This is a genomic window from Acinetobacter sp. AS167, from assembly GCF_037152175.1.
Taxonomy (GTDB): Bacteria; Pseudomonadota; Gammaproteobacteria; order Pseudomonadales; family Moraxellaceae; genus Acinetobacter.
The window spans coordinates 336,326-358,576 of record NZ_JBBCMP010000001.1 but is presented as its reverse complement, the minus strand read 5'-3'; the positions used below and the strand labels follow the sequence as shown (position 1 = coordinate 358,576).

General features: G+C 35.5%; 23 protein-coding genes. 14 read left to right on the top strand and 9 right to left on the bottom strand.

Annotation, left to right across the window (positions count from 1 at the left end):
* Positions 1 to 132 precede the first annotated feature (132 nt).
* Both WFN33_RS01745 and WFN33_RS01740 read left to right on the top strand, forming a co-directional pair.
* Positions 133 to 594 (top strand): universal stress protein, encoded by a 462-nt coding sequence (locus tag WFN33_RS01745; protein ID WP_336951043.1) that lies wholly within the window; start codon positions 133 to 135, stop codon positions 592 to 594.
* Between the two features lie 35 nt (positions 595 to 629).
* Positions 630 to 1,073, top strand: coding sequence for a universal stress protein (locus WFN33_RS01740; protein ID WP_336951042.1), 444 nt, complete (start codon positions 630 to 632; stop codon positions 1,071 to 1,073).
* Positions 1,074 to 1,159: 86 nt separating this feature from the next.
* Here the strand turns inward: WFN33_RS01740 and WFN33_RS01735 are convergent, their stop codons facing one another.
* Entirely contained in the window at positions 1,160 to 1,390 is a 231-nt protein-coding gene (locus tag WFN33_RS01735; protein ID WP_336951041.1) for a hypothetical protein, read from the bottom strand.
* A gap of 454 nt (positions 1,391 to 1,844) precedes the next feature.
* Between WFN33_RS01735 and WFN33_RS01730 the strand changes: the two genes are divergently transcribed.
* Entirely contained in the window at positions 1,845 to 2,324 is a 480-nt protein-coding gene (locus WFN33_RS01730; RefSeq protein ID WP_336951040.1) for a CinA family protein, read from the top strand.
* 129 nt (positions 2,325 to 2,453) lie between these two features.
* A complete protein-coding gene (locus tag WFN33_RS01725; protein WP_004821699.1) occupies positions 2,454 to 2,927 on the top strand; it encodes a hypothetical protein in 474 nt (157 codons plus the stop codon).
* A 192-nt stretch (positions 2,928 to 3,119) separates the two neighbouring features.
* Here the strand turns inward: WFN33_RS01725 and aroC are convergent, their stop codons facing one another.
* From aroC to WFN33_RS01710, 3 genes are all read right to left on the bottom strand, one after another.
* Positions 3,120 to 4,214 (bottom strand): chorismate synthase, encoded by a 1,095-nt coding sequence (aroC, locus tag WFN33_RS01720; protein WP_336951039.1) that lies wholly within the window; start codon positions 4,212 to 4,214, stop codon positions 3,120 to 3,122.
* A 12-nt stretch (positions 4,215 to 4,226) separates the two neighbouring features.
* Positions 4,227 to 5,237: a 50S ribosomal protein L3 N(5)-glutamine methyltransferase gene (gene prmB / locus WFN33_RS01715; protein ID WP_336951038.1), complete on the bottom strand. Its 1,011-nt coding sequence runs from the start codon at positions 5,235 to 5,237 to the stop codon at positions 4,227 to 4,229.
* A gap of 114 nt (positions 5,238 to 5,351) precedes the next feature.
* Positions 5,352 to 5,645 carry a lysozyme inhibitor LprI family protein gene (locus tag WFN33_RS01710; protein ID WP_336951037.1) on the bottom strand — a complete coding sequence of 98 codons (294 nt, stop codon included), beginning with the start codon at positions 5,643 to 5,645 and terminating at the stop codon, positions 5,352 to 5,354.
* A 454-nt stretch (positions 5,646 to 6,099) separates the two neighbouring features.
* On the opposite strand from WFN33_RS01710, the gene WFN33_RS01705 reads away from it, so the two are divergent.
* The 8 genes from WFN33_RS01705 to gcvH all read left to right on the top strand — a co-directional run bounded on the left by WFN33_RS01705 (position 6,100) and on the right by gcvH (position 13,691).
* Complete coding sequence (locus WFN33_RS01705) at positions 6,100 to 6,405, top strand: hypothetical protein (RefSeq protein WP_336951036.1); 306 nt, start codon at positions 6,100 to 6,102, stop codon at positions 6,403 to 6,405.
* A gap of 151 nt (positions 6,406 to 6,556) precedes the next feature.
* Positions 6,557 to 7,930 carry an ABC1 kinase family protein gene (locus WFN33_RS01700; RefSeq protein WP_336951034.1) on the top strand — a complete coding sequence of 458 codons (1,374 nt, stop codon included), beginning with the start codon at positions 6,557 to 6,559 and terminating at the stop codon, positions 7,928 to 7,930.
* A 258-nt stretch (positions 7,931 to 8,188) separates the two neighbouring features.
* Entirely contained in the window at positions 8,189 to 9,475 is a 1,287-nt protein-coding gene (locus tag WFN33_RS01695) for an acyl-CoA dehydrogenase family protein (RefSeq protein ID WP_336951468.1), read from the top strand.
* A 24-nt stretch (positions 9,476 to 9,499) separates the two neighbouring features.
* A complete protein-coding gene (locus WFN33_RS01690; RefSeq protein ID WP_336951033.1) occupies positions 9,500 to 10,699 on the top strand; it encodes an acyl-CoA dehydrogenase family protein in 1,200 nt (399 codons plus the stop codon).
* A 180-nt stretch (positions 10,700 to 10,879) separates the two neighbouring features.
* Positions 10,880 to 11,368, top strand: coding sequence for a GNAT family N-acetyltransferase (locus WFN33_RS01685; RefSeq protein ID WP_336951032.1), 489 nt, complete (start codon positions 10,880 to 10,882; stop codon positions 11,366 to 11,368).
* Between the two features lie 256 nt (positions 11,369 to 11,624).
* The gene (locus WFN33_RS01680; RefSeq protein ID WP_336951031.1) at positions 11,625 to 12,074 is read left to right on the top strand and encodes a MaoC family dehydratase; all 450 of its coding nucleotides are present in this window, start codon (positions 11,625 to 11,627) and stop codon (positions 12,072 to 12,074) included.
* Positions 12,075 to 12,167: 93 nt separating this feature from the next.
* Positions 12,168 to 13,199, top strand: coding sequence for an AraC family transcriptional regulator (locus WFN33_RS01675; RefSeq protein WP_004720255.1), 1,032 nt, complete (start codon positions 12,168 to 12,170; stop codon positions 13,197 to 13,199).
* A gap of 117 nt (positions 13,200 to 13,316) precedes the next feature.
* On the top strand, positions 13,317 to 13,691 hold the full coding sequence (gene gcvH, locus WFN33_RS01670) for a glycine cleavage system protein GcvH (RefSeq protein ID WP_336951029.1): 375 nt from the start codon (positions 13,317 to 13,319) through the stop codon (positions 13,689 to 13,691).
* Positions 13,692 to 13,787: 96 nt separating this feature from the next.
* Here gcvH and WFN33_RS01665 read toward each other — a convergent pair whose 3' ends face one another.
* Positions 13,788 to 14,114: a hypothetical protein gene (locus WFN33_RS01665; protein WP_336951028.1), complete on the bottom strand. Its 327-nt coding sequence runs from the start codon at positions 14,112 to 14,114 to the stop codon at positions 13,788 to 13,790.
* Positions 14,115 to 14,213: 99 nt separating this feature from the next.
* On the opposite strand from WFN33_RS01665, the gene WFN33_RS01660 reads away from it, so the two are divergent.
* Positions 14,214 to 14,810, top strand: a complete 597-nt coding sequence (locus WFN33_RS01660; RefSeq protein ID WP_336951027.1) for a DUF4291 domain-containing protein — start codon at positions 14,214 to 14,216, stop codon at positions 14,808 to 14,810.
* Here WFN33_RS01660 and WFN33_RS01655 read toward each other — a convergent pair.
* The 4 genes from WFN33_RS01655 to WFN33_RS01640 are packed head-to-tail and all read right to left on the bottom strand — an operon-like array spanning position 14,800 to position 21,797.
* The gene (locus tag WFN33_RS01655; RefSeq protein ID WP_336951025.1) at positions 14,800 to 15,324 is read right to left on the bottom strand and encodes a hypothetical protein; all 525 of its coding nucleotides are present in this window, start codon (positions 15,322 to 15,324) and stop codon (positions 14,800 to 14,802) included. The two genes, WFN33_RS01660 and WFN33_RS01655, sit on opposite strands and share 11 nt — an antisense overlap.
* A gap of 16 nt (positions 15,325 to 15,340) precedes the next feature.
* On the bottom strand, positions 15,341 to 16,408 hold the full coding sequence (locus WFN33_RS01650) for an RHS repeat domain-containing protein (RefSeq protein ID WP_336951024.1): 1,068 nt from the start codon (positions 16,406 to 16,408) through the stop codon (positions 15,341 to 15,343).
* An 11-nt stretch (positions 16,409 to 16,419) separates the two neighbouring features.
* Positions 16,420 to 21,414: an RHS repeat protein gene (locus WFN33_RS01645; protein WP_336951023.1), complete on the bottom strand. Its 4,995-nt coding sequence runs from the start codon at positions 21,412 to 21,414 to the stop codon at positions 16,420 to 16,422.
* Positions 21,415 to 21,449: 35 nt separating this feature from the next.
* A complete protein-coding gene (locus WFN33_RS01640) occupies positions 21,450 to 21,797 on the bottom strand; it encodes a hypothetical protein (RefSeq protein ID WP_336951022.1) in 348 nt (115 codons plus the stop codon).
* 112 nt (positions 21,798 to 21,909) lie between these two features.
* On the opposite strand from WFN33_RS01640, the gene WFN33_RS01635 reads away from it, so the two are divergent.
* Entirely contained in the window at positions 21,910 to 22,245 is a 336-nt protein-coding gene (locus tag WFN33_RS01635) for a hypothetical protein (protein WP_336951021.1), read from the top strand.
* Positions 22,246 to 22,251: the final 6 nt, after the last annotated feature.

Below are 22,251 nucleotides of genomic sequence, written 5' to 3'. Positions count from 1 at the left end.
CTCAGTCTGCGTTATGAAACTCGAAAATAGTCTCGCTATTCTCTTCGTTTCCTGCCTTGTCTGCTCAATTTTAGCTTACAACGCAAACCCTTTATGAAATGTCAACAGCCCCCTTAAAAGGAGAAACTTATAATGGCTTATCAACATATCCTTCTTGCTGTAGATGACTCTCCTATTTCTTATGCTGCACTTGAACATGCAGAGAAACTTGCACTTGCTTTTAACTGTAAAATTACTGTGATGAGTGTAATCGCAGTTGATCCTTTTAAAGGCGTCGATTTTTATAAAATAGCGCCTGCTGTAACTCAATATTTATTTGAAGCTGAAAAAAATGCTTTAGCACGTTTAAAAGATATTCGAGAAACTTTAGTTCACCATGGTGTAACAACAGTAGATACCAAAGTGGTACGTGAAGTTCCTCCTGCTACTGGAATTTTAGATGTTGCAGATGAACTAAATGTGGACCTTATTGTAATGGGCTCCCATGGACGTACTGGTCTGAAAAAATTCTTCTTAGGGAGTGTTGCACAAGAAGTGTTGTCTATTTCTCCACTGCCTGTGTTGATTATTAAATCTACCCAAGAAGAAGCTTAGTTTTTATTTGAAATCTTAATTAAAAAGGTGTGATTATGAGTTATCAAAATATTCTTGTCCCAGTTGACGGTTCTGACATTTCTTTTTCTGCATTAAAACATGCTGCTGCGATTGCAAAAGCCTTTGGAAGCAAAGTCACTGCGATCAGTGTCGTTGCTGAAGACCCTTTTGCAGCTGCTGATTTTTACTATTCGCCAGATATGTTAAAAGATTACATTGAAGAAGCAATTAAAAATGCGGAAGAAGGTTTGGGCAAAGCCAAACAATTGGCTGAACAGCAAGGTGTTCAGATTGATACACAAGTCGTGAGAGACTCGGTTGCAGCAGAAACCATCATTAAAACTGCTGAATCATTAAATACAGATTTAATTATCATGGGATCACATGGGCGTAAAGGCTTCCAGAAATTTTTCTTGGGTAGCTTTGCGCAAGACGTACTAGGTCAAACTAAACTCCCTGTATTGATTGTTAAACAGTGATTGATTAAATTATCAGATAAATAAAACCCAGTTTAGCTGGGTTTTATTTATGCAATGTCCATAGCAAAGACAACTTGGGAAAATTATTAAATCGCGATAACTTTGACTAAAATGGTTTGAGATTCTTCAAAATCATCAAAAATTTGCTTACGGCTAAGTTCTTTGGACTTTACTTTAAAATTATGATTTTGATAGTGAATGATATCGGGAATTTGATCAAAATAATTTCCTTCGGCTTCAATACTTTCTTCAAATAAAGCGGTGCCAAGCTGATATTCTCTACTTTTTAGGACAACATACTTAACTGTCGTTTTCATGATTCGTACTCCATTTTCATATGCACTTTATTTTTATTTATATCACCTTTTGGCAGGTTTGAAATATATAAATTCACCATATTGCACAGTAATTCTACGATTGGCCCAAAAAAGGAAAACCCACCTGTTGAAGAGTGGGTTGACTGCATATTTACAGACTTTACGCTGATTATTCTTTTAAACTTTTTTTGATTGTTATTTAATGCTTATTCTTGGTTTTTGTTGTTTGTGCAGACATTATGGCAAATAAATATGACAAACCTATTTCAACCACACTTTCTTTTTAGTTATTTTATTATTATTGATAAAAGTCAATCTAACATATTAATTTTTATAATTAATTAAATAAATACACGATGAGTATGCCTACTTTCCACATAGTTTTCTTGCAAATTTTTTCAATTTACTTATAGTTAAATTATTGAATATCAATAATTATTTTAGAGTCATACTTATGCTTTTAAAACAATGTTGTGATCTGCTTGAAAGAAAGAATTTAACAATCGCATTTATTGAAAGTGCAAGTTCTGGTTATTTATCCAGCCAATTTTCGATCTATAAAAACAGTGGTGCAGATATTTTATTAGGCGGTTTAGTCAGTTACGACCCTTCTATTAAAATTTCAATTTTACAAGTTGATCCATCCCTCATCGAAAAATATAGTGCTGAATCAGTTGAAGTTACTCAAGCAATGGCAATTCAAGGAAAAAAGCTCTTTATAGCTGCAGATATCATTGTCAGTTGTACAGGCTTACTTAAACCAGGTGGTAGTGCGAGTCTTGAAAAACCAGAAGGTACTTTCTTTATCTCAATCTATTATCAAAACAGGTTATCAAATTTTAAATATTTTATTGAAGGTGAGCCGTTGACTCGACTAAATCAATTGACTGAGAATATTGCAAAGGAAATATTAAAAATCTTAAATATTGTTTAAGATTTATGCTATGCCTTAACTAAAATACAAATTACTGAAATATTTAATTCACTTTTTAACTAAAAAGCGTTAAATTTTACCTAGATTATCAACATATCAATAACACAAATGAACTTATTAGGAAGCGGTATGAAACTTCAATTTGCAGTAATTTCTTCTTTAGCATGTTTAACTTTGGCGGGTTGTGCTGGCTCTTATCCAGAAAGAGTTGTTACAAAAGGCCCTTTAATCTGTGAAGCAAATGAAGTTTGCCCTGAACTATCTATGCGTTGGAAAGATGAAGTCCGTGATGGCTTTAAAATCACAGCAGAAATTAACAACCCAACAAAATATGATATTACCCAATTTGTTTTCTTAGTGGATGGCCAGCCGTATACATATTCAACCATTAACACGACCCAATATGCGGGTACAGTTTCATCAAACTCGATTAATGTTCCAGTCAGTTTTCTTAACTCATTCCGTAATGGTAAAGAAATTTCACTTAAATTGGTCACCAATCAGGGCGATGTTGAACGTTCAATCTTAAAGGCAGATGGTCAACAATCTTCTGCGTACCTAACGTTCTTAAAGGGTTATACAGGTCAAATTGTTACTCAATAAGACTGAGCAGAATAGATATAAAAAAACCAGACAAAATGTCTGGTTTTTTTAACTGAAAATCTTTAACTTAAAATAATGAATCCATTCGCATTGACCTAAATTTGTTAAGTAAAGACAAATCATTTGAAATTTGCTCTCATAATTAAAGATATTTCAAAACTAAAATACCCTCTCTTATCTCAAATATATTTGCTATTTAGGTTCAATTGGGGCAAATGGTGCAACCACATCCGCATTTTGTGCACGGTGACGCATAAAATGATCCATCAATACAATGGCAAGCATGGCTTCAGCAATAGGTGTCGCACGCACGCCCACACAAGGATCATGCCGACCTTTGGTGAGGACATCTGTATCTTCACGATCTAGATTGATGGTTTTTCCTGGTGTGGTAATACTTGCGGTTGGTTTTAACGCAATCGCTACGCGAATGGTTTGACCTGAAGAAATACCCCCGAGAATACCACCAGCATGATTGGCTAAAAACCCATCGGTGCTAAGTTCATCACGTGTTTGATGACCAAATTGTTCTGCAACTGCAAAACCATCACCAATTTCAACACCTTTCACCGCATTGATTGACATCATGGCATGGGCAATATCAGCATCTAAACGATCAAATACGGGTTCACCCCAACCTACAGGTACTTTTTCTGCAAGGATTTCAAGCTTTGCACCACAACTGGTACCCTGTTCACGCAATGATGTCACCAGCGCTTCAAAACGTTGAACTGCATTGACATCACCACAGAAGAATGGATTATTGGGAACTTCATTCCAATCTAAAGCTTGTGCTTTTTCTGTACCAATTTGCGTCACATGCCCACGAATCACAATCGCAAATTTCTCAAAAAGAAATTTCTTTGCAATCGCACCCGCTGCCACACGCATCGCCGTTTCACGTGCACTTGAACGACCACCACCACGATAATCACGGAAACCATACTTTTGCGTATAGGTGTAATCTGCATGGCCTGGACGGAAAGTTTGCGCAATATTGCCATAATCTTTAGATTTTTGATCTGTATTACGGATCAATAAACCAATCGAAGTTCCTGTCGTTTTACCTTCAAAAACTCCAGAAATGATTTCAACCTCATCTGGCTCTTTACGCTGAGTAGCAAACTTAGACGTTCCCGGTTTACGACGATCTAAATCAATTTGTAAATCTTCAGCAGATAATTCAAGACCCGGTGGCACACCATCAACAATTGCCATCAAGCCTACGCCGTGAGATTCACCACAAGTCGTTACACGGAAGAGTTGTCCAATACTGTTACCTGCCATGCTTACGACTCCTTAAGCTTGAATAGATTGAATAAATAAATCACGGAATGTACGACATTGTTCAGCAGTCAAAGCAAAAATACCTGTACCGCCTTTTTGGAACTGTAACCAGTAAAAATCAATCGTATTAAAATTCTGTTTCATTGCCCATTCTGAGTTACCTACTTCAATCACGATTAAACCGTCTTCAGTTAAATAATCAGCAGCTTGAGCCAACATTTTTCGAACTAAATCCAAACCATCTTGACCAGCAGCTAAAGCAAGTTCAGGTTCATGATGGAATTCATCCGGGAGATCTGCCATATCTTCGGCATCCACATACGGTGGATTTGAAACGATCAAATCATATTGATTTTCAGCTGGAATTTTGGCAAACAAATCTGACTCAAGCAAAGCCACCTGATATTGCTTATTGTGGTGCTCCGCATTAATAGAAGCCACTTCTAATGCTTCTTTAGAAATATCAGTTGCATCTACTTCTGAATCAGGGAATGCATATGCCAGCGCGATCGCAATACAACCTGAACCCGTACACATATCTAAGATACGCTGTGGTGTTTTTGGATTTGGGTTTTCAGGTAAATTATTCACGCCTGCACGTGTTTGTCCATTTTCATCTAAACAATAAGGTGCAAAACGGTTTTCGATCAATTCAGCAATCGGTGAACGAGGAATTAACACACGCTCATCAACATAGAATGGCTTACCAAAGAAATAAGCGAGGTTAAGTAAATAAGAGGTTGGAATTCTTTCATTTACACGACGTTCGAGTAAATTTAAAAACTCAGCTTTTTCACTTGGCAATAATTTTGAATCTAAAATTTCAGCATCCGCCTTCCATTCTAAAGAAAGCGTTTGTAACACCAAGGCAGAACTTTCTGCAAAATAATCTTCTGTACCTTGACCCAAATGTGCATCGTATTGACGTAAAGCTGTAACCCCAAAACGAATAAAATCACGAATTGTTGATAGGTTTTCAGCAGCTTCCTGTAAATGTTCAGGGCTAATAGTCGGTCGATCCACTTAAGGTTTCTCCAAGGTCATATTTTTAAACGCCTTATGATACCTTGTTTTGCATGACATTTATAATGCTTTACGACAATTTACTTAGCAATTATTTTATAGCGCAATAAAGCACTATAAACGATAGCTTTGTTTCTCTAAGATATTGGCTCTATTGACTGTTTGTTTAAGCGCACAATTGTAATACTTCATTTTATAATCATCTGAAACTGATTTATTCGACTCATCACACTGCTGTTCTCGAAGTTTAAGCCATTGTTTCTGATATTTCTTTTGAACTTTCTGTTGCTTATCTGTATACAGGTCCAGTGTCTGTTTAAATAATGATTTCAAACGATCATCTTGTTTACTCAACTCTGTTTTCATACAACTGGCAAGTGTTGCTGAGCTCGAACCTGCCGAATTCATACAGTTTAAATACTCTGAACTATAGCCGATCGCCTGTATTTACATCGGCAATAATACAACTAAACTGATACCCCAATATTTTAAATACATCCAATTCCCTATCCCAAAATCATTATTTTAATTCAAAAACTCTTAATCCAAAGAACTAAGGCGCTAATTTTAAATAATCAGCTATGTAGAAGAGTGTAAAAAATTTGAAACTAAATACAATCATTGTAGATAAATTGTGGTTAAAAATTGATTTAAAGCAATCAACTTTGTTACACCATATCACTAATTTTTCAGATTTATTTTCAAGCTATTATTATATGTTTTAAAAAATCGATCTTCATGGTTATAAAATATCAACTTATTTGTGGCTAAATTGCTGAGATTGAGCACTTAACTTGAAATTAGGTCATTTCACCTTTATATATACAATAAGTTTTTAAATATTTATGAATTTAGTTAATTTATGAGCTACAAACATAATAACCTCATGGCAATGCGTCAGTCATGGTGGGATGATGAATCCACTCCAAATGTCAAAATTGAAAAGCAATTTTTTCAACAAACCCTTACAGAACAAGGTGTTTATGAACCGGCTTCTCTAGATGATGTAAAATATTTTTTCTTTAGCTTGCCAAGCATAATCATTGTTAAAGGTTATGCACTGGGTTTTACCAATCAAAGTGTTAAGGATCTGATCATTAATTACATTGCTTCTAATAAGCAAGGTTTAATACTTCGGAAAGAGCTCAAAATCCAATTTAGAATGTAAATTTTAATATTGCTTAGGCTATTTTGATGAAATTAATTTAATTCCCCCATTCAGCGAATTGAACTGTTTAAATACAGTCATTCCATGTAATATTCCTTACAATTAGTCATCTTTTTATCTTTTCGAATCTCTTTTAAAGGATTTTATCTTCATGTCAGATCAGAACGAAAAGCTCAAACAGTTAAAAACCTCATCAATGGATCGTCGCTTATCAATCGCAAAAGCATCATTATTGGCAGGTACACGCTGGGCAGCTTCAAGTGCGAGTTCAATCTTTTCAAGTGAAGAAGAAAAAGAAAAAAAACGTAAACAAGCGATGAAGGAACAAGCCAATTACCTTGTTCAAGAAATTGGTAAGCTAAAAGGCTCAATTGTTAAAATCGGTCAAATGATGGCGCTTTATGGCGAGCATTTTTTACCTGAAGAAATTACTCAAGCATTAAACACCCTCAATAATCAAACAGTTGCCCTTGCATGGCCTGCGATTAAAGAGCAATTGGTCAGTCAATTGGGTTCAAAACTCAACGATCTCACCATTGATCATGAGCCGATTGGTACAGCTTCTCTGGCTCAGGTTCACCGCGCAACACGTAAGTCAGATGGATTAGAGTTGGTTCTTAAAATCCAATATCCAGGTGTAGCTGACGCCATAGACTCAGATATGAGCCTATTTCGAAATATGCTTAAATTGACACGTATGGTGCCACAAACCCGTGAGTTCGATCAGTGGTTTGATGAAGTTCGTGAAATGATGCATCGTGAAGTTGATTATAAAGTTGAAGCGGCAACAACCCGTCGTTTTGGCCAGCGACTTAAAGAAGATCCACGTTATGGCGTGCCACAAATTATTGATGACTATTGTACCAATCAAGTCCTGTGCATGACCTTTGAACGTGGTGTCCCCATCAACAGCCCTGTCATGTTATCTTTACCGCAAGAGCGCCGAAATCTTTTAGGTGAAGCATCACTTGAAATCGCAGTCCGTGAATTGTTTGAGTGGGGCGAAATGCAAACCGATCCTAACTTTGGTAATTACCTTGTTCGCTTGGGTAATGGTGAAGATATAAAAGACAAAATTATTTTATTAGATTTTGGTGCAATACGTCAGTTTGATGATCAACTCCTTGGTGTTGCCTGTAATTTAATTAAAGCCGGTTATAACCACGATGCTGAAGCTATGGTTAAGGCAATGTCAGGCTATGAGTTCTTTGATGCCATGCCCCTAAGCATTAAACCCGATATGGCAAAAGTATTTTTATTGGCAACAGAAGCCTTTAGTACACCTTTAAATAATCCAGATTTACCCGCTGGCGTGATGGATCAACATAATCGTTATGACTGGAAAAAAAGCCAGTTGCATAGCCGTGTGATGCAACGTGCTTCAAAATCAATGGCTTCACGTTACTTCAGTATTCCACCAAAAGAATTTATGTTTATCAGTCGTAAATTTATTGGTGCTTATACATTTATGACGGTGATTGAAGCAAAGACTAATGTTCGTAAAATGATTGTACCTTTTGTTTAATCTTTTTAGTTTTCATACAAGTTAAAAGAGATTTTAAAAGTTTTTAAAATGTCACTTTTACCAATACCCAACAAATGTTGGGTATTTTTATTTTAAAATAATTTATAAAAATCAAAATATTAAAAACTTATAAACCCTTAACTCTACCATTCATCTATGGTCAATCAGTTTGTCAGCTTTGACATGGTTTTTTATATTTATGCATGTCAGGATTGATGTATACCGACACTAAAATACAGGGACTTCGGCATGACCAATATGGTAAATAAAGCTCAAGGTTTGGGTTTAAATCTAATTACAAAAATTGCAGGTAGTGATTTACTTGATCAGTTTAAATTGCGCAAATTTATTGAAAGATCTCTTTATCAAGGGTCTAAAGCAGGTTTTAAAACCTTAAGTGCTACACAAAAAGCCTTTAAATCAGATTCAAATGTAACCAAACAACGTTTACCCAACCAACAAAAGTCCCTATTTGATCTGAGCTTGACTGAAGAACAGCAAATGACTGTGGATGCCATGGATCAATTTGCTTCCGAAGTACTTTATCAATTGGCTCATCAAGCGGATCACGACGAAAAGTTTCCAGCTGAGCTTTGGCAACACAGTACCGATTTAGGTCTAAATTACTATGCACTGCCTGAAGCTTTAGGTGGTGTCGCATCTGAAAAAAATATTGTGAGTAATATTTTAATTGCTGAACGCTTAGCTAAAGGTGATTTTTCACTTGCAGCAGGTCTGCTCTCTACTTTTAGTGTCATCAATGCAATTACTCAATGGGGTTCTGAACAAGTTCAATCTGTTTATTTGCCCAATTTTGCCAATGATACCGATATTCAAGCCACTTTTGCAGTACAAGAAGCAACCCCTGCATTTAATCCATTACATTTAAAAACTAAAGCAACTGCCAACAACGGACAATTCAGCATTACTGGAGAAAAAACTTTAGTGCTGTTGGGTGCAACAGCAGATTTATTCCTTGTTAATGCTGACTTTAAAGGTCAAGCGGATGTTTTCGTTGTAAAGCGAGATTCAAGTATTACAGTGAAAAAAACACCTGCAATGGGTTTAAAAGCAACGGAAACGGTAAGCTTGAAATTTGACAATACCCCAGCCCAACGTTTGGGTGATGACGATTTTAATTACGCTGCATTTTTAGATTTAGGTAATTTAATGTGGTGTGCAATGGCTGTTGGTACTTGTGAAGCGGTTAAAGATTACAGCATCGAATATGCCAATGAACGTATTGCATTTGGTGAACCCATTTCACACCGTCAAAGTGTAGCATTTATGATCGCAGATATGGCGATTGAAATTGATGCAATGCGTATGCTGATTTTAAATGCAGCCAGTCTTGCAGAAGCAGGACAACCCTTCCATAGAGAAGCGTATTTAGCCCGTCTACTTTGTGCAGAAAAATCCATGAAAATTGGTACAGATGGTGTGCAAATTTTAGGTGGACATGGTTTTACTAAGGAACATCCAGCTGAGCGTTGGTACCGTGACTTACGTGCAACTGCCGTTCTACATTCTGGCTTACACGCTTAACTTAGAAGATAAAGGATAAAAATCATGAATTTACAAAATCCAAAAAAATTCCAAATGCTTTTAGATCAAGCACATGAAACTGCTTTAAATGTTTTACGTCCAATTTCTCGTAAATACGACAAAGCGGAACATGCCTATCCAAAAGAACTCGATATGCTCGCATCGTTACTAGATGGCATGAACGATGGTGGCGATGGACTCAACGCTGGTGCTGCGATTAATAAACGTGGCGATACAGACAGTAATAATAAAAATGGCACAAATATGTCGACTGCATTGGGTGTGATTGAAATGTGTTATGGCGATACAGGCCTATTGCTGACCATGCCACGTCAAGGACTGGGAAATTCAGCCATTGCTGCCGTCGCCAATGATGAACAGCTTGAGCGTTTTAAAGGAACATGGGCTGCGATGGCCATCACTGAACCTGGTTGTGGTTCTGACTCTGCTGCGATTCGTACAACCGCAACCAAAGATGGTGATGATTACATTCTGAACGGTGAAAAAATATTTGTCACCTCTGGGGAACGTGCTGACTCAGTCGTGGTTTGGGCAACTTTGGATAAGAAATTGGGGCGTGCTGCGATTAAATCTTTTGTAGTACCAAAAGGCACACCTGGTATGAAGGTAGAACGTCTTGAACATAAACTAGGTATTAAAGCATCCGATACAGCAGCAATTAGTTTTATTGACTGTCGTGTACCTGGAGTCAACTTACTCGGTAATGCAGAAATTGACGTAGCCAAAGGTTTTGCGGGTGTGATGGAAACTTTTGATAATACCCGCCCACTAGTTGCAGCTATGGCAGTAGGCTGTGCCAAAGCTTCTCTAGAGCGCATCAAAGAAATCTTTAAAGATGAACTAGATCTCGACTATGCAACCCCATATTTGCAAACCTCAAATTTGGCTGCGCAAATCTATCGGATGGAGGCAGAATGGGAAGCTGCACGTTTACTCACCATAAAAGCCACATGGATGGCGGATAATAAAAAACCAAACTCTCGTGAAGCTTCTATCGCCAAAGCAAAAGCTGGGCGTATTTGCAATGAAATCACTTTAAAATGTGTAGAGCTGGCTGCTAGTATGGGTTATAACGAAGATGAATTATTAGAAAAATGGGCGCGTGATTCAAAAATTCTAGATATTTTTGAGGGAACGCAACAGATTCAACAGCTGATTATTGCCCGTCGAGAATTGGGTAAATCTTCAAGTGAATTAAAATAGCCTAGTAGCAAAACTTGTAAATTTACTTAGGGTTTGTTGGCATTTCATAACTAGACAAATTGTCAACAGACCCTATACAACTATTCAAGTGGTAAAGTTTTGATCAGTTGAATTTTTAACTGATCACAAAAGGTAGAATTTTTGTTATAAAAATTCTACCTTTTTTATTTTCATTTACTTATGTACCAAATTAGAACGATACAAATACAAGACAATCCATCGATCGCACAAGTCATTCGTGAAGTATCTAAAGAATTTGGCTTAGCCCCTGAATCAGGCTTCGCAGTGGCCGATCCGATTTTAGATGATTTATATCAGGTATACGCTCAACCTAATGCTCAATACTGGGTCATTGAGGATATAAATGGTCGAGTTGTTGGCGGTGGAGGACTTTCACCATTACAAGGAGATGCAAGCATATTAGAGATTCAAAAGATGTATTTTTTGCCTGAACTTCGTGGTTTAGGCTTTGCCAAACTAATTCTTGAAAAGTGTTTCGAATTTGCACAACAACAAGGCTTTCAATCCTGTTATTTAGAAACTACACAAGATTTATGGCAAGCCATTAAACTCTATGAAAAGTTAGGCTTTAAGCATTTATCGGAACCTAAAGGTAATACTGGTCATAGCCATGTTTGTGAAGTTTGGATGCTTAAAACATTGCTTTAACGCGTCTTGAGCTTGCTCAATTCACTTTGGTCGTATTTTCATTACTTTCAGGACATTAGACAATGTTATTATGATCTGAATCATTCTATATTTTGATTGATATTTCAATACGACTTAAAAAAATGATGACTGGCAAAAACAGTCATTGAAATTGCTTAATGGTGACTTACAATGAAAGAGTTTAGATAATTTAATTTTTATGCTTAGAACATCATTATTTATGAGTATTGTGTGAAATTAAGGGAATGTATAAACAATGTTGTACTTGGAAGATTTAAATATAGGCGATCGTTTTAAAAGTCGTGAGTACGAAATGACTTTGGATGAGGTTTTAGAGTTTGCGCATAAGTATGATCCGCAAATTTTCCATACTGATGCTGAAAAAGCCAAAGATCACCCGATTTTTAAAGGACTTGCTGCAAGTGGATGGCATACGTCTGCAATTACCATGCGTCTTTGGACAGAATGCTTCCCTGTTGCTTATGGCTTAATTGGTTCAGAATCAAGTTTAAGATGGCCAAAACCCACACGTGTGGGCGATAAAATACATGTTGATGTCGAAGTTGTGGCTATCCTGCCGTCTAAAACCAAAAATGATCGCGCAATTGTGACCTATGTAACACAAGCAAAAAATCAAGATGATGATGTATTGTTGATTTCAACCACTAAAATTGTGGTCTTTAAACGCAATTTTGATGCACATTAATCCTAAATTTGTCTTACAATATTTAAGGGTTTTTCCATATCATGACAATATGATTAAACAAGTAAAAACAATGTTCAGAGCAATGGAAAGCACATGAAAACAGTCTCAGCTCGCCAAGATCAGGGAATTCCTGGTGTTTATGGACTATTATTACTAGATATTGTTTCTCGTTGGGGATATAGCGCAGAAACACTTTTCGCACCCTTTAATTTTACCAGTGAACAGTTAGCAGATCCTGAGTGTCGGATCCCAACACCGCTTGCCAATGAATTGATTAAACATGCATTAAAACTTACAGGTGAAAGCACCTTAGGCTTTCATCTCGGTACACAAATGCGTATTTCCATTCATGGCTTTATTGGTTATGCCATCATGACAGCACACGATATTACCGATGCGCTTGTTTTAGCCAACCGTTTTATCCAGTTGCGTATGCCCTTTCTACAATTGTATTTCTCGACTTTTGGTGAAAAAGCCACACTTCAATTGCAATGTGATATCGAAATCGAACCTTTGCGCACAGAAATTGTGATGGGGCTAACCTTTGGTATCATGACCATGGCAAAAGCCTTAACCGGCATTGATTATTTGCATGGCGATATCGATTTTGATTTTCCCAAACCTGATGGTTTTGACAAATACATCGAGAAACTGGCAAAGCAATACAATATGCGTTTTGAACAGCCACATCTCATTGCAAGTTTTGACAAATCCTACTTGGGCTTAAAAATGGTCAATGCTGACCCGATTGCCAGTCAAATTGCGATTAATCAATGTGAAGCAGAACTTTCAGCTTTGGGTGAAAGACGTCGTTTGGCGATGCGTGTACGTGATATCTTGACCCATTCGGAACAGCATTATTTAAGTATTGAAAATGTCGCAGATCGTCTGCATATGTCAGACCGTACATTAAAGCGTCAGTTGGCTGCCGAAGGTACTTCTTTCTCTACACTGGTAGATGAAGTACGTTATCGCCATGCCACATCGTTACTTTCCCGTACTGACTATACACTGGAACAAATTGCAGATGAACTCGGTTATAGTGATGTTGCAAACTTTAGTCGTGCATTTAAACGCTGGAGTGGTCGTAGCCCAAGTAGTTGGCGCAAAGACCCATACTTATAATGTGATTTATCACGATTATTTGTTTCGATGAATAAGTTTATCAGTATCTCTGCTTTCTGTTTTGATTAAAAAACCTGTATAACTCGTGCCAAAAATAAATTGATTAATGGAGTCATTATGAATCATCCTTCAAATTTGAAATATGCAGCTACACATGAATGGGTAAAAATTGAAGGTGATCTTGTGATTACTGGTATTTCTGACCATGCTCAAGATGCTTTAGGCGACTTAGTCTACGTTGAAGCGCCTGAAGTGGGTAGCCATGTGGTTGCTGGTGCTCAAGCTGGTGTAGTTGAATCCGTTAAAACAGCATCTGATATTCATGCGCCTGTTTCTGGTGAAGTTGTAGAAGTGAATACTGCCCTCGAAGATGATCCTGATTTTGTAAATGACGACCCGTATGGCAAGGGTTGGATTTATAAAATTAAACCAGACAATATTACAGATGTTGAAAAGTTACTCAGCAATAGTGAATATGAAGCTGGGCTTTAATTTTTAAAATCCTAATGCTTAAAAATAATGTTTAAACACAAAAAGATCAGATGAGTCTGGTCTTTTTGTTTTCCCAAATTTTAATAACTTAATTTGTTATTTTCTTAAGTCTAATCTAGTTAGTACTGGATACTCTCTAAAACAACCATTTGCCCAGCCACTAATCATCGTCTGTGCATGGAAAGCTGAAATTAGTGCTGCATACATTTCTTTAAACATGTAATGATTCTTTTGTAAGACTACTGCATTTGATACAGCACAGCCTTCCCCAGTTGCAACTGGGCTCTTTAATTCAATTACAAGTACATTCCAATAATCATGGATTGTGATTGCACTAATTTTTGAGTTATAGAAACCACTATTTGCAAATACAGAACTGCAAAATAGTAGATTAAAGCAGAATGCTATAAGTATATTTTTCATGTGTTGACCAATTTTTATATTTTAAATGATTATAACAAGAATGATCCAATTATCAATTTATACTATAAAATATAATCATATTTTTATCTGAGTTCAAAAATGAATAAATATGATGAAAAAGTTATTCGGGCTTATCAAACAGAATCTACCATTAGAGTATATCAAGCTTTTTCTTATGAATTAGCCTCATTAGCAATTAGAAATAAATCATTTAAGGATAATCCTCATTTCAAAATGACTAGAATGACATGGATAAAGCCTTCATTTCTTTGGATGATGTATCGCGCTGGTTGGGGACATAAAGATAATAAGCAACAAAAAATTTTAGCAATAGATATATCAAAAGAGGGCTTCGACTGGGCATTAAGTCATAGTTGTTCAAGCCATAAGCCTATAGCAATTACAGAAGATGAATGGAATATAGTTAAATCCAAAACTCCTGTAAGAATACAATGGGATCCTGAACGAAATTTATTATTAGAACCTTTAAAATACAGAGCTATTCAGATCGGTCTAAGTGGAATTGCAGTTGAACATTACATCAATAAATGGGTAACTGATATCATTGATATAACAGAAGAAGCAAAAGAAATCTCTAATTTAGTAGTAGAGCATAAATTTAAGGAAGCAAGCTTATTACTTCCTAATGAAAGTATTTATATTCCAGATCAAACTATTGATGTGGCTAAACTTTAATTCCTAAGATCTTAAATTGTTCATCGGCGAATGCTCTGAGTGTTGGGTCTGGATCATTAAGAAATTGATTCAGATATTCCAAAGCTTTGGGGCAAGAAATATTTCTTCCTAATCCAAAGAAAGCCCTTCTTGCAATAGATCGCTCCTCAAAACCTACTAAATATTGGGGTACAAATATTATAGCTTCATATAAAAAATCTATATATTTACAACTTATTTTTTTAGAGAAAATACTAAGAATGTTTTCATGCTCATGGTGCCATTCACTAAAGTATATTTTTTTAATAAAAGAAAATATTTTATCATCGACATCCTGATTATCAATAATAATATAAAATATTCCAAGTATTAATGCATATTCATTCTTATTAAATTCAGCTAGCTTTAACAGTTCAAAACCGAAAATCTGATTGTTTTCAATATTAAATCCAAGTATTGTCTTTAAAGTATCTACTCCAATATTTTTAGAAAAATGGTCTTCCAGAGCTTTTTTTTGTTCAACACTAAATATCATAATAAACCGCCTAAAATCATCTTGGAACTTCTCTAAATCTTATAATATTTTGATTAAATAAATCTAATCCCTTACCCTGACCTAAACCAATACTTATAATTCCACCAGGAAGTCGATATTCTTCACTTTTAATTAAAACACTACTTGATCCCCAACCACTTCTATTGATTGGTAAACTTGCATATTGTGGAAAACTACTTACAGCTTTTGAAGTATCTCTTGTTGCAATTTTCAACATCTGATCATAGAACTGTGGGTTAATCTGGAACTCAACAGTCACTCCTTTATAGGTTCCTTGAGCATAGGCTAAGTTAGGTGAAATAAATGTTCCACTTGCTGTACCAGGTAATCTTCCTGTAGTTTGAAGTATCAAATAATCAGCTTGCTCCATAGTTCTATAAACTGTAGTAGGTTTCGAAAGAAAAGTATAGAGTGGAAGGCTTGAAGCTGATAATGCCATTCCTGTTCGTAACATATTAGCTTCAAATAATAATGAAGCTCCGCTATATCCTAATAAAGCCGCATCACCAATTCCACTTGGTGGAGCATTATTCACATTAGGTGAATCCGATCTTAAGTTATCTAAAGCCCATATCCCAAATGCAAGCAATGGTAGTTGTACTGCTCGTCCATTCGGATCACTAAAAGTATAAGTATCATTCCATCCATATTGATAACGGTTGGTCTGTCCATGACCTTTCATAATAAAAGTCACGGGATCAGGCTGATAAAATCTTCCTAATACTGGGTTATAGTGACGTTGCTTTAAATAAACCAAATCATCAGCATCTTGAACCCCTCCAACAAAAGCATTGGGATTCTTTAAATTACTTGGTTTCTTATATTGCAGTTGATGACCAAAAGGTGCGTATTGATAAGACTGACTAACCACACCCTGTTCATTGATCACTTTTAAGGTTGAACCATCAAAGTTCTGGACATGATATTGAATCCGATCCTTAGCCAGCGTGAGCTGACTAAGAACGAGGAAGAGACTTAATACAATCAATTGAACTGTTATTAACCAGATCTTATTTGGTTGCATATTTTTATTTTTCATTAGGTCTTTCATTTTTGTTTTCATGATTTATCCCCTTAGTCATCTTCCAAGATCATATCTAAGATTGCAGGCAACCATGCTGCCATATCTTCATCAGGATCAGGCTCACTTGGTTGAATCAACGGGTCTAAAACACCTTTCGCACCCAGTAATTTATACTCATAACCATCTTTATGACCATCACCATCTGAGTCAGGATTATTTGGGTCAGAACCGATAAAGCGTTCGATATAATCAGGTAAACCATCATCATCGCTATCCACATAACTCTCTAACAAGCTATTGATACCAAACTCGGCCCCTTCAAAATCATTCATCAAATCAAAGCCTTTACTGTTGGCATCTGGATAACGTTCTAAAGTTGCAACTAATTTCCCAGCAACATAAACATAGGCTTTGCTATAACCTGATTGATGGTTAATGTCATAGACCAGATTACCTGCTGAATCATAAATATAGTCAGTAATACCATCATCACGAACTGCACGAACACGCAAACCATCTGTATTATAGATATAGCTTTCATTACCATTTTTACTGATACGATAGTAAGCATCATAATCTAAGGCACGGACGCCATCATTAGTGACATTCCCCATCGCATCATAGCTAAAGTTATATGCTGAACCACTAACATTCGCTAAACGTGATGTGCCATTCACATAGTTATAAGTGTAGGAAGCAGGTGCAACGATTTGACTCTTAGAGGTAATATTGACTGAACTAATATCATCATTGTTATATAAATACTGATAACGTGCCTGATCAAGCTCAACCTGTTTCATTAAGCCTGTACCGAAACGGTCAATTGTGGCGTTATAGGTCGCACCACAATGATCACTCATTCTATTGATACGGTTTAATGCATCATAACCATATCCAATATTCAGTACACATTTATTCAAACTGGTAGAACTTACACCTGTAGGCAAGCCATTGTTTGAGTACGAATATGTCCAAGCTACATCAGCATTTGCTTGTACAGATGTAAGTTGACTCAATATATTGTAGTTAAGCCCTTGAATCACACTAGGTATTGAATAGACTTCACCCAAAGCATTTTGATCTGATAAATTCACAGATTTGCCGTTTGGATAAATAATCGAAACCACTTGGTTCAAGTTGTTATAACCAAATGTGGTGGTATAACCATAATTAGCATTATTGGAATTAATATTTTGTGTTAGTGTTACAACACGACCAAAACCATCACGACCATAGCCTTGTGAAGTATTGGCATTATTGGTTGAATTTAGGCGCCCAGCTAAGCTATAGCCATAATTGGTGGTTATACCACGCCAAGCACGAGAACTAATCAAATCATTGATTGGATAATATTCAATTGTTTCGACTGAACCATCTTGATGGCTAATGGTTTTAATTCGCCCAGTCACATCATAACCATAACCCTTTTGCCCATTGATACTATTGTCTTTTTCGGACGCCAATGTGCCATTACTGTTATAGGTATAACTTTGTGTTGAAGCACCTGAAGCTGCAAAAGTTGGTTTTAACAGACCTAAATTATATTCAGTTGAGGTTGTGAATACAGAACCATCACCACCTTTACGACTGACCAGTGTTTTTAGATTTGCACTAAAATCGCCAGCAGCCAAATAATCAGTTTCAGTAACACCATAAGCATCTGTTGTTAATGCAATAGCACCGTTACGCCCACCACATGATTGATAGCAGTAGTTTACGGTTACGCCATTATCAATTACAGTTTTCGGTCGGTCAAAGACATCATAACCTGTAGAAATCCCCTCACTTGTACCACCAGCAGATGGATTTGAACTAAAGATTACATTTCCAAAAGCATCATATTTATTTGAATTTACCACCGTCTTATTTGATGTATTTACAGCAGAATAGATCAGTAAACCATCACCATTATATTTTTCAGTTTTATTATAACTTGCGCCATTTTGCATAGTTCTTACAATGTCTAAACCATTGTAATCAATAGTTGTATAGCTTAAACCAATAACTGGTGTTTCAACTTTTAAACGACCTGCATCGTCATATTGGTTTTGTGAACGAACACCATCTGCATCTGTATGGAAAATAATATTACCAAAGTCATCGATCACATTGGTCTCTAGGCCACCATTGGCTAAACGAATATTGGTGGGTATACCTTTTTTATAGGCAGAGTATTGAGTAATTTGTTGACCATTACCCACATCAACTTCCATTGGTAAACCAGTATGTTTATCTCCAACAACATAATTGGAGAAACAACTTGCAAATTTTGACCAAGCAAAATCAGTAAGGTTACCTAGACATGAACTAAATGAAACGGTTTCATATTTAAACTTGGTGATACGTCCTTCTTTACTTTCTGTTTTGATCGCACCTTGAACATCATATTCAATAGATTGTGTTGTATACCCACCAGATGTCTTTTGACGAGGTAAACCTGTAATCCAAGGCAAGCTACCATCATTCACTGAAGCATTTGCAGGGTCAGCATTAAAATAAGAAATACTAACACTTGGTAATGAAGTTGAACTTGTACCTTTTAGGCCTGTAGATTCAATCGTTTGAGCATTACCATATTGGTCAAAATCTCGATAAGTTATGCCATAAGCACCATGATGATTAATTGTTTTGTTATTTAACCTTACTAAAAAAACGTCTTCATTATCAGTATAATTATCATTAGTCGTTTTAGGTTTTTGACCAATAAGGTGTAAGGTTGTCCAGTTATAATTTTCTTCTCTCGAATCGATCGTTACTTTTTTAAGTAATCCATGTAAGAAACTTTCTGCGCCGCCTCCCTCAAAGGCATTCATAACATAGGTATATAGTTTAGATAAACCTGTAGTACTATCCTTGGTTGTTACTATTGTTGTTTGTTCTTTAGTATCTTTATTTCGGCTGTAGTTATAGGTAATTTGTAATGGATTAATATCTACACCGCTATAATAAGAACCATTAACTTTATAAGATTTGCTTTCTACAAAACCTGGACGAGATTCGTTAAAAAGGTAGTACGACCAACCAACAGATTTCGCATTTATAAGACCACTTGAAGAGCCTTTAAAATATTTAATTCCAGTCAAATCACTATAAAACCACATATAACCCTGTGAAGTGATTCCATTTACAGATTTAGGATGGTTTCCAACAATTCTATATGGTCCACCATAATCATATGTAATCGCGTCCCCACTTACATCACCAACTGTTCTTAAATAAACACTAGCCGCTTGTTTATTTTGAACTTGCCCGAATGTATTGGTACTTCCAGGGATAGTATCATTATTTAAATAGTTGCTTGTAACACCTTGATAATAAACATAAGCCTTCCAAACCACATTTTTATTATTTATGTTTCGGTTAATTCTAGTCAGAACTATATCACCTTGGATATTCGAAAAAACATTTTTGTTTTCAGTGACTATTGAACCATTTTTATATTTAGCATATAACAATACTAATTCACTATTAGGATTGATATCCTTACCATCAAGTTGATGTTTAACACTTTCTAAGAAAAATTTTGTTGAATTATTATAACCTTGATAAGTTTGATTGGTATTGTCAATCTTGTTATAATTTAATAAATAAGATTCGCCAAATTGATTCTCTACTTTTGAAGCATAGATACTTACACGACCAGCAATATATTGACCTGCAAAAACAGTAGGAAAGCCTGTTTGATTTTCTCGATTTTGACTAGGAAATAAATAATTTGTCCCATTTGGTGCTCTTACCCTAAAATCATTTCCGCCATTTTCACATGAAATAAACCAATTATCTTGTGATACATAACGTGCAGATATTGGATATCCAGATACACCAGTTTTAATAGGATAGAATGTAATATTTTTTTGCCCTGGAAGATATAGCGAAATTGGTCTTTGACGTGGATCTACTTGAGAATACAATACTAAATCACTTTTAGATGAATAAGTTTTTGAAAACACCCATTTTTTACTAGTATCAATATAGTCGTTATAACCAGTCCATGTCCTTTCTAATAATGCTAACAATGTATTTGCATAAGCATTCGTTTGAAATAATAAATTTAACTGTAAAACACTAATAGGGAATCCATCATTATCTCTTAAAACAATCGGGGTACTAGAACCTGCGGAATAAAAATTAATAGTAAATGTTTTTGCAGTTAAAATTTCGCTACCTAAATTTTTTATAAATTCTTCAGCAAAAGCTGTAAAATTTGTATAATCAGCATCACCTTTATAAATAAATCTTTCATAGCCATTTACGACGATACCAATTTTATTTATTTTTTTATTAAAAAACAATCGATTATACGTGAAATATGATAAGTTTAAATGTGTAATCAAAGCATTAACTACAGCTTGATTATTTTTTTCATTTTCTAAAATTAAAGAATCTCTATAGTTTTTTACTGAATCAGGGACTTTGGTTGCGTAATTAGGAATTCCGCTTAATGCATCAAAAGGTATTCCATTGTAGATTTGAGATGATGTATTAACATTATAAAAAGAGTTCGGATCTATACTTCTCTGTTCTGGGGTAGATATGGAAATTGCATATGCTAAGTTTTTAAAATAATTCGCATTAAGTAATTGCCAAATCTCTTGTTTAGTTTCACTTTTATACCCACTATCAATAATAGTTGTTTCATAAACAGCTTTTCCTGAACTATTATTTCCTGTACTTGCATCCCCATTAGCTATACAAATACCAGCACTACTATCACCCTGAAGTTTAGTCGATGCTCCAGTCATCATTACCAACCTTGGCGATTCAAGCTCCCAGTTTCCCATCGAACGAAAACCATTATTGACTTTTCCATAAGAACGAGACAAGGTAAAATTAAGCCCACGCTCACCTTTTAAAGTCACTTCAGGTACATCATAAACAAGGTTACCACTCATTAAATCGACATAACCATTGGGTGTTTTTTCTTGTCCAGTATCACCCACACTTTGATCTGATGGAAAAGATGTCATTGCAACAGACCAATCTATTGGTCCAGCATAAAGTATTGAACTAAATAGGCTTAAAACAAAACTTATTATTATTCTCATGAGCGATATCCCTTTTTATTTATCTATTTAATTACCTATTTGCGTTGCAAAATAACTGATTGAATATCTTCACCGTCAGGCCACCTTGTACATACATTCGCTCCTTCTACACCTACATTTCTATTTGATGCTTGTGCCAACATTAACATTGCTAATTGCCGCTTTCCTGTTGCACTATTTTCATTTTTTATCATCATATAACTTGTATTTTTAGCACAATCCGGGATATTACTTGATCGACTACCGCTAAAATAAATATAAATGAGTCCATCTGAGTCACGTACTACAATTGATTCAACTTTTCCTGTGTAGTCACTGGCTAAAACATTTCCAACAAACACTAGTTGAGACACCAACAAAACAAAGAACACTACTTTTTTCATTTTTAACCCTATTTACTTTTTCTAATAAGTTGTATATAAAAAATACATATTTTTAAGAAAAAATACAAGTTCAACACAAAATATTCACAATTCATTATGAGAGTGGAGAAAAATGTTAAGAAAAATCACACTTGTTCTTATTTTAATGACAGCAAATACTTCTGTATTTGCTGCTGAGAATATTACATATCGAAAAATTACCAGTATTGGTTGCCATCATGTAGATGGAACATGTTATGCAAGTTTATCAGGGGAGCCTTTTGGTAACACTTTGTCTTGTCCATATAAAAATGTAAATCAATTCCGTTTTGACGCTAGCACTACAAATGGAAAAAGAACATATGCCTCACTTTATGCGGCTTATTTAAGTAAGAAATTTGTAGATATTTATTTAGATGGATGTTCATCAGATGGTAGACCATCTATCGTTTGGTTTCATATTTATTAATTTAGT